This window comes from Peribacillus sp. NJ11, assembly GCF_030348405.1.
Taxonomy (GTDB): domain Bacteria; phylum Bacillota; class Bacilli; order Bacillales; family DSM-1321; genus Peribacillus.
Window position 1 is genome coordinate 39,644 of the sequence record NZ_JAUCFO010000002.1, and the last position, 15,900, is coordinate 55,543.

Sequence of the window (15,900 nt, forward strand, 5' to 3'; positions counted from 1 at the left end):
ATTGTTTTATACGATAAGCGACCAGTAAGGCCTCAGGTTACCATGTAAGATCCAACTTTTCTTGAACCCGTTCGGCTAGGTCTAAAGGATATTTACCAATGGGTTTATAAGCTTATCTTACGGCGTTCAACATACTCTCTTGAGCCTCCTGGTTGTTATTCATCGTTTATATTATGGTTGCGTTTTAACTTACGCGCAATACAGGAATGATGGCGATTAAGAACGGCACCAATTTCTCTTGTAGAATGCCCAAGTTTTTGGAACACTTCTAGTTGTCGGCGCTCAAGTAGTAAGCTCAGACTCGTTTCCTTATAAAAAAGTTGTGTGGTACCTACTATTTTACACGAAGCGAGTAGGGCTTTTTGTTTTTTCTGGGTTTCGCATTTAAGATTACAATTCATCTAATCTAAAAAAATCCGGCCACAGTTAAACTCAGTTATGTGAATGAATTTCATAATTCGAATCGCTTGTCTCCCTAGGAGTTCAACGCATAAAAAAGAGGCACCGCCCCAGGTCGTGGATCAGAAGCATGGAAAAAGCTTTACAATCAAAGAATGGCCGTTGAACGAGTCAATGCCTATATAAAAGAATTCTTTCAACTAAAAAATGTCCGATATCGTACGGGAAAAAAGGCCAAGGTTCATTTTGATATTGTGACTCTTGTTTATGATGCCTCAAAATTGGCAGTAGACAGTATCAACCAACAAATGAACAAAATGACTTAAGCTGCTTAATCATTTAAAAAAATGAATAACTAAAATCTGGTCACTCAACGAAGAAAAAAACCTATTATAAAATTGACTCATGTTAGTTGGATTAAACACTATTGGTCAAGTAGCTTTTTAGGATTTTATGCGTGTTAACGGCAGTTCTCTTATAATTTCTCCTAAAGCATTTTTCCCGGTCACAGATGCGAGGACATCGTCTTTTCGTAGCTCAATTTGAATTAAAACGGTTTAATTAATATACTTCTAATTCAGAAGTGTAACCATATTGTTCCTCTACTTCACCCTTATACCGTCCTACTATGTTTTTTAGACCATCTACACCGTAGACTTCTATTATTACTTCGGTACTCTTTCTTTCATTATTATTTAGAATGTTTACTACGACAGTATAAAAAAGCTTGTCCAACGTAAATGATGGGTCTAAGGAACTGTCACCATTCATGTTTTCAACAGGACCTGTTGAGTAAAGTACTGACATATCTTAATCCCCTTTTTTTAGCAAAAATTTGACTTTCATCATTTATTTATATGGAATAATTGTAATTAACGTTATGGATATATAGTGGAATTTGATATAAATAGTGGGATTTTGTGAGATTTATATAGATTAATAGGTAAGAAAGATTAAATCTAAATGGTTTTCTTACTACTGTTTGTCCTCTAAAAGTTTTATTACTTGAGCTGGAACACCATAAGCCAAGCTGAAGTCTGGTATATTTTTTACTACTACAGAACCCATCCCGATTATTACAATCTTAGAGTGGTATATTTTCCGGAAAGACTACCAGGCTTCCAATTAGCGTAGGAAAATCTACTTTTTTTATATCGAAATAGAGTTTTGCCCAATCTTTACAAAAAATTCTTATATAAATCTTAATAATAGGTCTACATAAAGACAATAGTCCAAACAAAAAAGAGGACTAGTTCATTTATTATTAAAAAGGTTTACATAAAGACAATAGTCCAAACAAAAAAAAGGACTAGTTCATTTATTATTAAGAAGGTTTACATTACCCTATAGAAAATACAATTTTCACATTGTTAAATGATTACTACACTAAACAAAAAAGTAGAGGAGCAATGGCGTCAGGCCTTGAGGAAATATTAATCGTCGTTTCACGATCAAAAATTTGATTGCGGATATTTTAATCGGTCACTCGAACCCAATATTCATACCCAATATACTAGACAGCCTTATGCTAGCGGCTTAGTGATGCAATCCTCTTAGGGAAAAACTTTGTTGGAAATCAACCGTTTGCTGTATTGTTGCCTGATGAAGTTATTTTTGAAAAAGAGACGGCTGGATTAGGTTACTTAGTAAGAGTTTAAGAAAAATTAAAAAAAGTGTACTCGGCCTATATGAAGTTGAAAATCAGTTGTTGTCAAACAACGGTGTTTCTGAATTGGAAATATAGATAGTGGTATAGGTGAAGTTATTAATATTGTTGAAAAACCATCAAACGATTCACCGCCAAATTTAGCTGTCATTGACACCATTGACTTTTTCTTATTTAGAAATGATAAATCCTGGAGTTGGTGATGAAATTTAAATAACGGATGCCATTAATGAAATGCTGAAATTAGAAAATGTCTATGGGAAAACGATGGATGGAGACAGATTCGATATTAGTAGATTTGAAGAGTACATGGGCAAATCAATTTAATCAAAAATTTAATGAGGAAAACCCAAAATCAAATAAAAAGAGATGGGTATATGGGTGAATTACATGCAAACAAAAAAACATAAAAATATGTAAGTTAATAAAAAGGAGAAAGTAATTTGAACCCTAAAAATATGAAAACTCCATTGAAAATTCTTAAGGAGTATAATTTGTCAGAAAAGGATGTTGTTTTTATTAAGGAACCTAAAGAAAATAAGGTTTGGGTGATACACGATACGAAAAATAAACGACGTCTTGTATTAAAAGCCGTAAAAAAGGACAATTCTTCTTTTCCAATTCTGCTTCATCATCAATTATTTAAAATTGGATTTTCTGTACCCAAAGTATTTGAGACGACAAAGGGCCAAGTATATGTCCAAACAAAGAAAAAATTTTATTATGTTTCTGAATATATCAATAATCTGGAGCCAATAAATGAACAGCAGCGCATCGAAGGATTGGCAGAGTTTCATTCACATGCTAAATTTGAAGAGCTTATTAGCTTTAATGAAAAAAATTTTTTTCCAAACAAGGAAAATTTAAAAAGTTATTCAGATAAACTTGATGAAATAAAAAAGTGGACGTCTTCCGTTAGTTCACCTACCTTAAAAGACATAATCAATGAGATAACTAAAATAGGACTAAGTGTCTATCACCTTATGCAAACTTGTGATATCGAAGGATATCTTCAACAAACCTCTAAACGAAATAGCATTTGCCATGGGGATTTCAACATGAACAATGCTTTCACAACAGAAAACAAGGAATTTCTTATTATTGATTTTGATCATGCATACTTCGGTTCACCGTTAGATGATTTTCGTTTTCTCATGATGTCAATTACACGTAATTCTAAAAATGATCCTCTATCCAAATTAAATCCTCTGTTTGAAAATTACTTTAAAGTTTGTTCTGAAGACCTACCATACAAAGACATTTATAAAGCTGATTCTATGTTTCCTCATGAATTTCACAAGCAAGTAAAACAAATTGTAGAACAAGAAAAAATAAAAAAATCAAGTAATTATCAAGAACTATTAGTTCAATTAGCAGAACGCGAGAAAAGCAAATATGAATTTCTTATTAAAGGGAGTGAGGTGGGATGAAAACCATTGCTTTTTTTGTGAGTGAAAACATCAAAACACATCAACGTTTTATATATAATCAAATCGTAAAAATTAGTCAATATCGCTCAATCGTAATCGGCCCATTCGACAATACCAACCGTACAGAATTCCCCTTTGAAAACTACTATAATTTAAACAAAATTAAAGATCTAAAAAAGTTCTTCGAAGAACAAGATATCATAGCCATTCATGCTCATCACGGATCACACGGACAAGAGATTTTGCCTATATGTGAAAAATATAATATCCCTTTGATTGTTAGCATTAGAGGGCGTGATGGTTCTGACAGACCAGAAATTTTCGAAAAAAATGCTAAGCGATATTCAGCATTAAATAAACATGGTGCACACTATTACCCTGTATGCCAATATCTTGCAGAAGGATTAAGAAGTTTAGGAATTCCGGCTAAAAATATGCATGTGTTATATGGTGGTATCGAATTAGATCTTTTCCCCTATTCTAACCGCACTCTTCCCATAGAAGGCGAAATAAGAGTTTTATCTGTAGGTAGACTTGTAGACAAAAAAGGATTTATTACTCTTATAAAAGCATTTAAACGGATTAATACACAATATCCAAATGCTAGACTGCATATTATCGGAGCAGGTGAAGATGAGAAAAAAATTAAATCCGCCATTGCAGAATATAACCTTAAAGATGTTGTGATTCTTAGAGGAGTTATGGATTCAAAACAAGTTTCGGACGAATTAAAAAAAGCTCATATCTTTTGTCTTGCAAGTCAGACAGCTAAAACTGGTGATATCGAAGGCATTCCTAATGCCTTAAAAGAAGCAATGGCTAGCGGTTTACCTGTCGTTTCCACTCAACACGCGGGAATCCCTGAATTGATTGAACACCAGAGAACAGGATACCTAGCTCCAGAAAAAAATGATATTGAGTTAGCGAAAGGCATACAATTCTTTTTAGAACATCCAGAGATTTGGAACGACTATACGGAAAGAGCACGGCAAGTCATTGAAGAAAAATTTGATGTCAATATACAAATTATTGAGCAACAAAGATTATATTCTCTCGTTAATACAACGAAAACGGGAACTAAAACAAAAACTAAAACTAAAACGGGAACTAAAACAAAAACTAAAACTAAAACGAAAACGGAAACTAAAATGAAAACGGAAACTAAAACGGAAACTAAAATGAAAACGGAAACTAAAACGGAAACTAAAACGAAAACGGAAACTAAAACTAAAAAAAAGAAAAAGAAAAAATAAATCAAGTAAGGAAAATTTAAAAACAAAATTTATCATAACGAAAAAACAAGCTGGATACCCAATAGTTATCATTTAAGTAGGATGGGGAGTGACATGGGCTATATTGAAGATTTACGCAAGCTTGTGGGAAAAAGGCCAGTCATTTTAACTGGGGCAAAAGTATTAGTATTTAATCCACTTGGGCAGATTTTATTACAATTTCGAACAGATACAAAAGTATGGGGATTACCAGGGGGACTTATGGAGTAGGAGAATCATTAGAGGAAACAGCATTGCGTGAAGTAAAAGAAGAAACAGGTTTAACGATTGGTCGATTACAATTTCTAAAAGTTTTATCAGGCGTAAACTATTTTATTCACTTACCAAATGGAGATCAATTCTATTCTGTTAACGCTTTTTATACAACAAATGAAATTATAGAAGGAACTTTGAAACCTGATGGTAAAGAAGGAAGTGCTGTACACTTCTTTCCAATCAATCAGCTGCCAAAAGATATGGATCCCGATATCAAAAAAGAAATTTGTAATTATTCAGGTTTGGCAATTGAATTTTTTCGAGGATCGCTTCAGCTCTCTAGAAAAAATCTAAGGGCCTTAGCAGTTAAATAATCAGGTGTATGCTAGAAAACTAAAGGATCAAATGATGGCTATCCTTGACTTTGATTCATCTTTAGAAACCGTTATGGTAAGCAAGAATGAGCCACTGTAAGTTATAATCCATGAAATCATGGGAAAGATCATCTGCATCTTTTATTTTGCTTTGACGGCATCAACCATAACGCCTTAAACGATATGCTTCCGTTAGTCGATACTTTTTTCGATAGACTCTCGATATGCTTGAAGATACCCTGAAGAGGCTTCCTGAGAACATTCAGCCCCCCTTACTAAAAAGAGTCCTAGGATGACAATGGATGATAATGGTGTCGTTTTTTTGAGGGTACACAATCATAGTGTATTCCAGCCGCATTGTCACTCTTCTTGCCAAAGGGGTAATGGATGAAGGACAAATGACGCTTTTTCCAAAGTATTGGTTGGGGAATATGAATGGATCATAACCAATAACTTTGGAAGAGACGCCATTTGGCGACTCTACAGCCCCGTTGCAGGATGGAGAACTACTCAAAGAGCTAAAGTTGATTTCGGATTGGATACTTTAGGAATGCTGGTTTTTAGATCCCATGCTCAATTGATCGCCTACAATATGTACTAAGTGTTAAAGGGAAAAGACGTGCCAAACAAAGCAAAAAACATACAGGCTGGAAGGGAGCTGTTTTTAATGGACTGGAAGTCTTTATATACTATTTGGACAAGTTACCCAAATTTAGATAATGAAATGCGCTTAATGCTTGAAGAAATGAATAATGATGAAATAGCACTTGAAGACGCCTTTTATAAAAATTTGGAATTCGGGACGGGTGGTATGCGAGGGGAAATTGGTCCAGGTACGAATAGGATGAACATATATACCGTGCGAAAAGCGACTGTAGGACTTGCTGAGTATATTCAATCGTTTGGAAACGAGGCAAAATCCAGAGGAGTCGTAATTGCTTACGATTCAAGACATAAGTCTCCAGAATTTGCATTGGAGGCAGCCAAGACTTTGGCAACAAAGGGAATTAAAGCTTATGTATTTGATGAATTACGGCCTACCCCACAGCTCTCTTTTTCCGTACGTAAACTGAATGCATTTGCCGGTATCGTCATTACAGCAAGCCATAATCCGCCTGAATATAATGGGTATAAAGTGTACGGATCAGACGGGGCACAGCTACCTCCTGAAGCGGCGGATCAAGTCATTGATTACGTGAACGCGATTGAAAATGAGCTTTCCATTGTAGTGGAGGAAGAAGAAATCCTAAAGGACAGAGGGCTCATTCAAATCATTGGGGAAGAACTGGATACTGCTTATAATGAGCAGTTGCTCACTATTCCGGAAGATCCAAAGTTAGCAGATGAACTCGATGTAAAGCTCGTGTTTACACCGCTTCATGGTACAGCCAATAAATCAGTAAAACGTGCTTTGCATGATCTAGGATATCGAAATGTCCATATTGTTAAAGAACAGGAAATGCCCGATGCTAACTTTCCTACTGTTAAATCGCCTAATCCAGAGGAACATGCTGCTTTTGAATTGGCCATCGCGCTTGGAAACCGAGTCGACGCTGATTTATTGATTGCCACCGATCCGGATGCGGATAGGCTCGGAATTAGCGTGAAAAATAATGCTGGAGATTATGTCGTATTAACAGGCAACCAAACAGGCGCTCTCTTTTTGGATTATTTAATTTCACAAAAACAAAAGAAAGGGACCCTTCCAGAAAATGGAGTCGTATTAAAGACCATCGTGACTTCAGAAATAGGACGGGCGATTTCTGAGCAAAATGGTTTAAAAACGGTAGATGTTTTAACTGGATTTAAATTCATTGCTGAAAAAATCAATGAATACCACACAAGTGGAGAACATTCTTTCCTGTTTGGCTATGAAGAAAGCTATGGATATCTAATCAAAGATTTTGCTCGAGATAAGGATGCCATACAGGCGACTATTCTGGCAGTGGAAGTCTGTGCCTATTACAAAAAGCAAGGCAAAACGATGTACGAAGGTTTACTGGATGTTTTTGATAAATATGGCTATTACTTGGAAGGATTGCGATCGTTGACTTTAAAAGGAATTGAAGGTTCCAGACAAATTCAAGCGATTCTCAATGAATTCCGTGAAAATCCACCAGATCAAATCTCTGGTCATAAAGTAGTGGTTCAAGAGGATTATCTCAGCAGGAAAAAATACACGTTTGGGACAAATAGGGAAGAGGCCATAAAGCTCCCAAAATCGAACGTATTAAAATACTTTCTTGAAGATGGAACATGGGTATGTTTACGACCTTCCGGAACTGAACCTAAAATTAAATTTTATTTCGGTGTTCAAGGAAACTCGATGAACGAAGCCAAGGGGAAATTATCCACCGTTATGGAAGACTTTATGAGAAGAATCAATAATTTGCTTTAAAGAAGAAAGACTCTCATTCAGAGGATCTTCGTAAAATAACTAGGGTCAGCATTCATTATGTAAAGAGGACCCTTTTTGTCTTTCGATAGATTGGTACTGCCTTCTAAACCTAGCACCCAGCCTCTCCCTTCTTAGAAACAAGATCCCGTAAGTCGTCTTATGCCTTTCTGGGCTGAAATAAGGGTTGAGTATGAGGGGACGGGTGCTGATATGTATTACTATTCGGCACTGATTGGAGTATTGAGCATATAATATACTATTCCAATCCTCAAAATCCCCCCTATGATAGTAGCCTTGCTGATACCGTATGACGTTACGTAGTACAGTTGTACAGGCCCTAGGATGGGCCTTATGAAAGGTGCTAAATAGGGAGTTTTTTTAATAGGTCTTTATCGGCACCCCTTTAGAGGTCATCCCCAATAAGAAAAGCCCTATAAGAAAAGAGCCTTAAAAGAGTGAAGTCTCAAAAAGGAAAACTAGAACATGGAACAGCATACATATTATCGTACAATCAAATTAAAGAAAATATATCCTTGTTCAACGACGGGGGCAAAATAGTTGTAAAGTACACCTATAAAATTTATTTCTCCTGAATAATCCCAAAACATGCGTTTTTAAATTTGGGGTGAGTAAAGTTAGTGAATTTAATTTGTGAATCTGAAAAAATGGATGATTATTTACTAGAAATAAATGAAGCTAATTATCCGCACTTACGCCCAATGATTCTAAGCTGCAACCCTTTTTCGAATTTGAATGAAAGTAGAATCTTTTATAAAAAGTTGCATCGTTCTACCCCTTTAGATAAAACATCTTCTAAAGGGTTTTTATAGTGAAAAAAGAATATCTGAAGTTAAAAAATGGTTTAAGGAACTGTTAAGTGACAATAAGTTGTTCCGTTAAAAGGCCAGATTATGGATTAAGAAAGAGGGTTAGATGATTTACTTTAATTGCAAAGTTATACCGGTAAAGGGCGTGTACGGTGAAAACTGTTGAGTGAATAGGGTCTAGACATACGGATACATTGCGAACTGACGCAAGTAACTTTAGACGCTTATCCCTCCTATTCTGTTAGATTGCTTTTTTAGCTTTCTTTCAGCATAGGGGATAAGACTGTCTTCCAGCCGTTTCAATGCTTCACTTCAGCAAGTCAAAAACCCTAAAACCAGTCAAGCATAATCAGCTAAATAGTTGAAAGAATTGCTGTTAAGATAACGAAGGTTAGGCATTACCACTACATATCTTTGGCTCATTAAGTTTAACTATAGCATTGAACGAGACTTTAAATAACATGTATCAAATGTTTCCCCACTTTTAACCTCAGAAATATGATCTAGGAACAGCACATAGAATAGTATAGAAATACTGCGGCTAATGCTGGACATGGAGGGGATGTATTTATATGAGTACCAGAATAATCCGGCAGCTGATAAGGTCAAGGCAACAGGAATTAGTCGAACTTGCTGCTTCATTTATTCGAATTCCATCTGAAAATCCATCGCCCGAGTTTAAGAAGCGGTCAGCAGAAATGGGACGCCATATTAGCCGATACCTAGCAGCAAAAGGGTTCTTGATTACCGAACACCGCCGTAGCGAAAATGCGCTGGTTACCGTGGTCTGTGATGCTCCCTTAACCAGGGTACCTGGTCCACGGCTCCTATTTTGTGGACATACAGATGTCGTACCTGCAGGCGATTGTTCACATTGGACCTTCGATCCTTTCTCAGGAGAAGTCAAAGCAGGTATGCTTTTGGGTAGGGGAGCCTCCGATATGAAAGGAGGCTTGGCATCACTGATTTTTGTGGCTGGACTACTTCAGGAGTTCGCCCCCACTCTTAATTTGAAAGGTAGCCTAGGAGTTATTGCCTCTCCGGATGAAGAGACTGGCGGCATTGAGGTGGCCTCGCTCCTGGATCAAGGATTGATTAAGGGTGATGCTTGTCTGATTGGTGAACCAACGGACCGCTACCATCCGAATGCCGGTGAAAAGGGCAAGGCATGGATGCAGGTGATCATACCAGGTCAGACAGATCATGGCAGCCTACAACCGCTTTATGGAATCTCCGCCGTACGAAGAGGGGCTGCCGCGGTCGAAGCACTAACCAAGCTATGGGAGCTCAAGGCAACGCCTCCGGCAGAGCCTTGTCAACTTTTGTACAATACTGAGTGGCTCCTATCTCAGCGTCTAGGAAATCCCTTACTGTCACAGTTACTTTATCGTCCCTCTTACAATCCAGGTGTAATCCAGGGCGGAACAAATGTGAACGTCGTCGCAGACAAGTGTATCATTAAAGTGGATACCCGGGTTCCATTCGGTATGAAGCCCGAGTTTGTACTTGATGTCGCTAGGAATCTTGTTAGTGCTGTAGCGCCAGGTGCGGTTGTAGAGCCAATGGTACCCTGTACTAACCCGAACTGGACCTTAGAGAATCGTCCAATTGTGAGGGCCATAGAACTAGGAATCCAGCGTGTCCTTGGAATGGAGGAACCCGTCTTCAGCGTACTTTTGCTTGGTTCAAGTGATGCCAGTCACTTCCGGCGCCATGGCATTGATACCGTCCTTTACGGTCCTGGGCTGGAACACACTATCCATGGGTACGATGAGCAGGTTTCAGTGGAGAACTTAGTAGAATCTGCCGAGATATATGCTGAGACGGCAGTCAAGTATCTTAGGTCATTTTAAATCTATTTTCACTAAACTTTATGCAGGTTAATGATGCAGGGTATACTGCACGCGCTACTGCTAATGTTCTCTTTCAAGGTGTATATGGTGGTGGTTTTTGGTGGAATATTTATATACTCCTTGGTATTAATTCTTTAGTTCAATGCTAAACTAAATATATTTATAGCGTGTTTTGATCAAACTTTGTTTCAAATTTACATGAAGACTAAAAGCTAAAAAAAGAGCCTGGAGCAGAAAAACCGCTTCAGGCTTTTTTCTTTTTTGGAAAAGTGGGGATTCCTTTTTTCCCTGAATGAACTAGGATTTTTTAAAATAATTCTTTGCCTTCTTTTTTAGTCAGGTTCACTTTTTGTTTAGCCATGATCTTGATTAAAAATCATGCTTGCAATTGCGATTGACTAGAATTCTTGAAAATCACCTTCGCTTTAAAATGTGAGAACATATAACAACCTATAATCACAATACAACTACCAATTCCTTGTACCCACGTCATTTTTTCACCTAATAAGAGAAAAGCTAAAATTGCAGTGAAAATAGGATTAAAATTCAAGAAAATACCTGATGTAGTTGTACCTAACTTTTGTACACCAATGTTCCAAAGTACCATACATGCTACAGTTGAGATAACACCTGTATATAAAATAGATTGTATGAAAGAAGTATTTATATTTGACACTGCAAAATTAGAAAAATTAAACGGGAGAATAACTAAAAGTCCAAATATACCAGAATATAATGTTGACATCATGGGCGTTGTTGTTAACATTGCCCATTTGCTACAAACGGAATATATCCCCCAAACACATACAGCAGCCATCATATATAAATCACCTGTATTAAAACGCAATGAAAGGAATAGATCAATATTTCCTTTTGAAAGTACAAGTATTACACCAAAAAGCGAAAAAAACATAGAAAACATTTGTAGAATATTAATTCTTTCTTTTAAAAAGAAAAATGAAAAAATTGCAATTGAAATCATGTTTAATGTTGATATTAACCCAACATTAGTGGCGGAAGTTTTCTCTAATGCTACAAATTGTAATAGATTAAATAGAACCACACCTGTAATCCCCATCAAAAATAATGGAAGGATTGCACTTCGAGGGGGAAATATCTTTCTTTCTTTCCACCATACAATTGGCAAAAGACAACTAATAGCAATGATCCACCTTAAACTCGTCAACGTCATCGGAGAAGCATGTTCGACAAGCGACTTTCCAACGACAAAGTTTCCACCCCATAACAAACTTGTTAAAAGTAATAACGAAAAATAATAATATTGCATTTCATTTTGCTCCTTTACATCTTTCACTGTTTAAGTGAAAAAGATCGAAGCCATTGTGCACAATGACATTTCAATTTTCATAATTATTTATTAATAATTTTAACATTTTAGATCGTTACTTAATATATTATTTTGTATAATAGAAGAAACTTAAAATAATATTAAGAAATATTGCCGATAAACAGAATTAAATTTTGTTTTGCTGTTGGAGTGATACTATTTTTGGAACAATTGTAAAAGGGGTGACTATAAGTGGAATCTATCGTAAGCAAGGTTCTAGATAATGTTGATATTCAAATTTTAGATTTACTACAAAAGCAATCACAGTTAAGCAATACTGAGCTTGCCAAGCGTGTCAAATTATCTCCACCAGCTATACATTCAAGGATAAAACGTTTGGAAAATGAAGGGTTTATTAATGCACAAGTAGCAATTTTAAACCAGGAGAAGCTAGGTTTTGATTTATTATGTTTCATTTTTATTAGTACGAATATACATCAAGCTGAAAAACTGGAAGTTTTGGAAAAGGCATTAGCTTCTATGTCAGAAGTATTAGAGTGTCATTGTTTAACAGGTGAGTATGATTATCTTCTAAAAGTGGCTAACAAAGATCGGAAGGAATTGGAAATATTTATTAGAAAGTTAAATAAACTAGGCATTACAAAAATTCAAACTAGCTTAGCTCTCAGAGAAATTAAATATTCAACTGTTTTACCTATATGGGAAGAAAAGTCCGGTTCGTAAAAGTACACTTTTACGAACTTTTTTTGTATCTCCCCCTTATCTTCCATAACAGATTACTCAAATTTTACCAGAGTGTTAGAGACTTTCTAAAAGTTATAAGTTCTAGAGACTTGAAAAACACTTCAATTCCCCCGCAAAAATAACCCTTCAAAATGTCCAGAAGTTAGTCTAGAATAAAATTACAGAAGTTAATAAACTTTTAGACAATTGAAAAGAGGTTATACATAATGGCTATTATAGGATACGGACGTGTAAGCACCATTGATCAATCATTAGATTTACAGGAAGAGAAGTTAAAAGAATATGGCTGTGAGAAGATATTCATGGAGAAACAAAGTGGTGCTAAAAGTGATCGTGAGGAACTGATTAAGGCGTTGGACTATTTAAGGGAAGGTGACAAGCTGGTTGTTTACAAAATAGACAGACTAGCTAGGAGTACATTTGATTTACAAAAGATTGCTAAGGATTTAGAAGAACGTGGAATAGCTTTAATATTCATCAAAGAACAGATTGATTTTAGTACACCATCAGGAAAGCTAATGTTCACTATGCTGGGGGCTATTGCTGAGTTTGAACGTGATTTAATTAAAGATAGAACCACTGAGGGACGTAAAAGGGCTAAGGCACAGGGTAAACATATGGGACGTAAAGGGAAGGACGAGAAGGACGTTAAGAAGGCGTTAAAGCTGTATGATGAAAGAGAATCAAACGGTTTAAGCGTTAATGATATAGCTAAAATGACTGGCGTTCCACGTTCCACTATTTACGCTAAAGTGAAAGAGATGATTAGCAAATAGCTAATCGTCTTTTTCTTAATGAACTAAAGGGGCAGGTTAGTTCAATTAGCTGAAATTATAAAAGGGATGAAATAGAAGATTAGGTTATTGATTATCTAAAACATCAATTAATTCGATTAGACGTTCATTTAATAGTTCCCACTCTTGATTATCGGTTAAACCTTCTCTGATTGCATTTGAGACTATGATTGCTGAAAATAGAAGGCAGAGTCCTAATATAACAATGGCAAAGGGTAGTGACAATTTTTTCAAATAAATCTCCTCCAGTCAATTTGATAATTTACCATACTTTAACATATTTTACAATAGATGATTAAATTCTTTAGACTCATTTTGGTGAGTTAGATAAAAAGGGAGAAATTATTACTGGTGGGTTACTTCGTTGGATACAAGAAGGAACTTATGTAGAAATGGAGAGCTCACTGGTATCAAGGAATAAAATGTTGAAAGTTGCAAGGTCAATGAAATAATTTATAGAACTAACAGGTGCGTTAGCTGAAGATCGGAGCTGTTTTTAAGGCAGCTTTTTCTTATGGAACTATCGGGGCAGGTTAGTTCAATACAAGGGAACTTTTACCTTTTTAGTTCGTATTAAAAGGAGCAGGAAATAAAGTTGTCCTTTGGAGTAGGTGTATAAATGAAAAAAATGTTAATGATCTCAACGATGGCTGCATTAGTATTAGCTGCGTGTGGTGAAGGAAAAGCACCATCTTGGAAAGGTACGTGGAAAAATACGGATGGAGAAAAGAGTGTTTGTCGAGACTCCTTTACCTTTAAAGGGGAAAACAATTTTGAAATTCAAAATTCAAGAGTCCAGGGCGGAGAACAATCTTCTGGAACATATAAGCACATAGAGAATAATGATTACGAATTTGATTATGATGGTAGTTCTGACAATTTTACTATTATAGTCGAAAAAAATACGATGAAAGTTCAATTATCAGGCAAAGATACCATTTGCGAATATAATAAAGTCGATAAAATTAGAACTAAATACGAAAATCCATGGGAGTAATGATTGGAAAGCTTTATTAAACCTTTTTCTTATGGAACTAAACCAGCTAATAGTTAGTCAACATTTTTCAATGAAAACTTAAAATATTTCATGCTATACTAAATTTGTGCATGCTAAATAACCTTCCAACGAAATATATTTGGAAAGTTTTGTGCTATTTAGTTATACTTTTAAACTAGGTTAGATCTTGGAAAGTCGAGTTATTTTGTAATAGTGCATAAATCCATTGTAGAAGCTTATTGGCACATGCTATTACAGCTACTTTAAAGGGCTTTCCTTCTTCACGTTTCTTATCATAGAACTCTCGTAATCTCTTGTTCCGAGGGATGATTTCATCTGTCGTTTTCTTCTTGCGACAATCACGAATGGCACAACGAACTGCCATATATAAGGCATGTCGTAGTCTGCCAGAACCTCTTTTGGTAATCCGATTTACTGTGCCTTTAAATTTACCTGATTCAAAGATACTTGGATCAATTCCGGCAAATGCCACTAGTTTTTTAGGGTGATTAAACCGATCAATCTCTCCAATTTCAGAAATAATCGTTGCAGCGATTTTTTTCCCGATTCCAGGGATGGATTGGATAATCTTATATTCTTCAATTTCTTTTGCCAAAGCATTTATCTCGTCTTCAAACTTGGATAAGTGCTTTTGGTATTCTAGAAGCATTTTTATATACATTTCAAGGCTTAAAATGTGACTCTGATATAAAGTTCTCTGAAAAGGGTTTCGAGCAGAGGCAGCTGTAAGTTTCTCTGCCTGTGTATTCGCCCACTTTTTAGAACGACTTGGACAAAGTTCATTAATCCTATTTGCTACAGTTTCTTCATCGACTGCTGATATGTCTTCAGAAGTAGGGAATTCTAATAGAGTAAGCAAAGAAACAACCGAATACAAATCTCCAAAAACCCCTTTATATTCAGGAAATACTTGATCAAGAACAGCCTGAAACTGTAGTTTTGTTTGTACATAGATACCTGTTATATTTGCGTGTTGTCTTGAAAGATTACGAAGATTTAAGAGTTGTATCCCTCGTTTTTTATAAGGCTCTAAATCCTCTTTATAGTACAGCTCGCAGAGGTGACGTGCATCGATTATATCTGTCTTTACTTTGCGTAAACTAGAGCTCTTCGCACGATAAGAAATGAGTGGGTTAACGATAATTAATAAGTAACCTCTCTCCTCAAAATACTGTACAACAGGCGTATGATAATGCCCCGTAGATTCCAATACAATCGGAGGTTTGATCCCCGTTCTATTTTCTATTTCTCTCAGAAAGTGAAAGAGTGTTTCTAGTCCTTCAATGGTATGCGTAACTTTAAAACTGCCTTGATAAGGCTTCTTCTTCTCCAAGAATGCTTGAACTTGACTTTCACCTTTCGCTACATCCAGACCAACTACTGGATTCATTTATTATCTCCTCCTAAAGAATATTGCCGGTACCCCTAAATCCTTCTAGTAGTATCATAGCTTCGCTTGTTATACGAGATCATAGTCCCAACCAGCCTAATCATGTTTCTACAAGTAGGGGGTGAACGGTTTAGCTGACGGGGTCCAAGCCCCAAGGGCAGGTACGTTCTACCCCGGCTACCGTTATCATATATCGATATAAAAATTGGTC

At 36.1% G+C, this 15,900-nt stretch carries 12 protein-coding genes and 2 pseudogenes; 9 read left to right on the forward strand and 5 right to left on the reverse strand.

Features of this window, described 5'->3' with window-relative positions:
* Nucleotides 1-155: 155 nt before the first annotated feature.
* Nucleotides 156-401, reverse strand: a complete 246-nt coding sequence (locus QUF86_RS28790) for a helix-turn-helix domain-containing protein (protein WP_353957712.1) — start codon at nucleotides 399-401, stop codon at nucleotides 156-158.
* 93 nt (nucleotides 402-494) lie between these two features.
* On the opposite strand from QUF86_RS28790, the pseudogene QUF86_RS26955 reads away from it, so the two are divergent.
* A pseudogene (locus QUF86_RS26955) lies at nucleotides 495-725 on the forward strand (transposase); the annotation flags it as partial.
* 235 nt (nucleotides 726-960) lie between these two features.
* Here the strand turns inward: QUF86_RS26955 and QUF86_RS26960 are convergent.
* Complete coding sequence (locus QUF86_RS26960) at nucleotides 961-1,206, reverse strand: hypothetical protein (RefSeq protein WP_289336326.1); 246 nt, start codon at nucleotides 1,204-1,206, stop codon at nucleotides 961-963.
* 1,302 nt (nucleotides 1,207-2,508) lie between these two features.
* Between QUF86_RS26960 and QUF86_RS26965 the strand changes: the two genes are divergently transcribed.
* The 5 genes and pseudogenes from QUF86_RS26965 (at nucleotide 2,509) to QUF86_RS26985 (ending at nucleotide 10,434) form a co-directional block, all read left to right on the forward strand.
* A complete protein-coding gene (locus QUF86_RS26965; protein ID WP_289336327.1) occupies nucleotides 2,509-3,495 on the forward strand; it encodes a phosphotransferase in 987 nt (328 codons plus the stop codon).
* Nucleotides 3,492-4,748, forward strand: coding sequence for a glycosyltransferase (locus QUF86_RS26970; protein WP_289336328.1), 1,257 nt, complete (start codon nucleotides 3,492-3,494; stop codon nucleotides 4,746-4,748). The genes QUF86_RS26965 and QUF86_RS26970 overlap by 4 nt, the downstream gene beginning before the upstream one ends.
* Before the next feature lie 93 nt (nucleotides 4,749-4,841).
* Nucleotides 4,842-5,356, forward strand: a pseudogene (locus tag QUF86_RS26975) (NUDIX hydrolase).
* Between the two features lie 667 nt (nucleotides 5,357-6,023).
* Nucleotides 6,024-7,754 carry a phospho-sugar mutase gene (locus QUF86_RS26980; RefSeq protein ID WP_289336329.1) on the forward strand — a complete coding sequence of 577 codons (1,731 nt, stop codon included), beginning with the start codon at nucleotides 6,024-6,026 and terminating at the stop codon, nucleotides 7,752-7,754.
* Nucleotides 7,755-9,153: 1,399 nt separating this feature from the next.
* Nucleotides 9,154-10,434: a M20 family metallopeptidase gene (locus QUF86_RS26985; protein ID WP_289336330.1), complete on the forward strand. Its 1,281-nt coding sequence runs from the start codon at nucleotides 9,154-9,156 to the stop codon at nucleotides 10,432-10,434.
* Between the two features lie 376 nt (nucleotides 10,435-10,810).
* Here QUF86_RS26985 and QUF86_RS26990 read toward each other — a convergent pair whose 3' ends face one another.
* Entirely contained in the window at nucleotides 10,811-11,722 is a 912-nt protein-coding gene (locus QUF86_RS26990) for a DMT family transporter (RefSeq protein WP_289336331.1), read from the reverse strand.
* A 252-nt stretch (nucleotides 11,723-11,974) separates the two neighbouring features.
* On the opposite strand from QUF86_RS26990, the gene QUF86_RS26995 reads away from it, so the two are divergent.
* Both QUF86_RS26995 and QUF86_RS27000 read left to right on the forward strand, forming a co-directional pair.
* Nucleotides 11,975-12,466 carry an Lrp/AsnC family transcriptional regulator gene (locus tag QUF86_RS26995; RefSeq protein ID WP_289318871.1) on the forward strand — a complete coding sequence of 164 codons (492 nt, stop codon included), beginning with the start codon at nucleotides 11,975-11,977 and terminating at the stop codon, nucleotides 12,464-12,466.
* A gap of 227 nt (nucleotides 12,467-12,693) precedes the next feature.
* Entirely contained in the window at nucleotides 12,694-13,263 is a 570-nt protein-coding gene (locus QUF86_RS27000; RefSeq protein ID WP_289336332.1) for a recombinase family protein, read from the forward strand.
* Between the two features lie 84 nt (nucleotides 13,264-13,347).
* Here QUF86_RS27000 and QUF86_RS27005 read toward each other — a convergent pair whose 3' ends face one another.
* A complete protein-coding gene (locus QUF86_RS27005; protein ID WP_289336333.1) occupies nucleotides 13,348-13,515 on the reverse strand; it encodes a hypothetical protein in 168 nt (55 codons plus the stop codon).
* Nucleotides 13,516-13,900: 385 nt separating this feature from the next.
* Here QUF86_RS27005 and QUF86_RS27010 point away from each other — a divergent pair, with 385 nt between their 5' ends.
* Nucleotides 13,901-14,278 (forward strand): hypothetical protein, encoded by a 378-nt coding sequence (locus tag QUF86_RS27010; RefSeq protein WP_289336334.1) that lies wholly within the window; start codon nucleotides 13,901-13,903, stop codon nucleotides 14,276-14,278.
* A gap of 175 nt (nucleotides 14,279-14,453) precedes the next feature.
* Here the strand turns inward: QUF86_RS27010 and QUF86_RS27015 are convergent, their stop codons facing one another.
* On the reverse strand, nucleotides 14,454-15,689 hold the full coding sequence (locus tag QUF86_RS27015; RefSeq protein WP_289336335.1) for an IS110 family RNA-guided transposase: 1,236 nt from the start codon (nucleotides 15,687-15,689) through the stop codon (nucleotides 14,454-14,456).
* Nucleotides 15,690-15,900 lie beyond the last annotated feature (211 nt).

Bases quoted from the DNA above. Each gene is read 5' to 3' on its own strand.
- QUF86_RS26990 (WP_289336331.1), bottom strand. From the start codon at position 11,722: ATGCAATATTATTATTTTTCGTTATTACTTTTAACAAGTTTGTTATGG.
- QUF86_RS27015 (WP_289336335.1), bottom strand. From the start codon at position 15,689: ATGAATCCAGTAGTTGGTCTGGATGTAGCGAAAGGTGAAAGTCAAGTT.
- QUF86_RS26985 (WP_289336330.1), top strand. From the start codon at position 9,154: ATGAGTACCAGAATAATCCGGCAGCTGATAAGGTCAAGGCAACAGGAA.
- QUF86_RS28790 (WP_353957712.1), bottom strand. From the start codon at position 401: ATGAATTGTAATCTTAAATGCGAAACCCAGAAAAAACAAAAAGCCCTA.
- QUF86_RS27010 (WP_289336334.1), top strand. From the start codon at position 13,901: ATGAAAAAAATGTTAATGATCTCAACGATGGCTGCATTAGTATTAGCT.
- QUF86_RS26980 (WP_289336329.1), top strand. From the start codon at position 6,024: ATGGACTGGAAGTCTTTATATACTATTTGGACAAGTTACCCAAATTTA.
- QUF86_RS26960 (WP_289336326.1), bottom strand. From the start codon at position 1,206: ATGTCAGTACTTTACTCAACAGGTCCTGTTGAAAACATGAATGGTGAC.
- QUF86_RS26970 (WP_289336328.1), top strand. From the start codon at position 3,492: ATGAAAACCATTGCTTTTTTTGTGAGTGAAAACATCAAAACACATCAA.
- QUF86_RS27000 (WP_289336332.1), top strand. From the start codon at position 12,694: ATGGCTATTATAGGATACGGACGTGTAAGCACCATTGATCAATCATTA.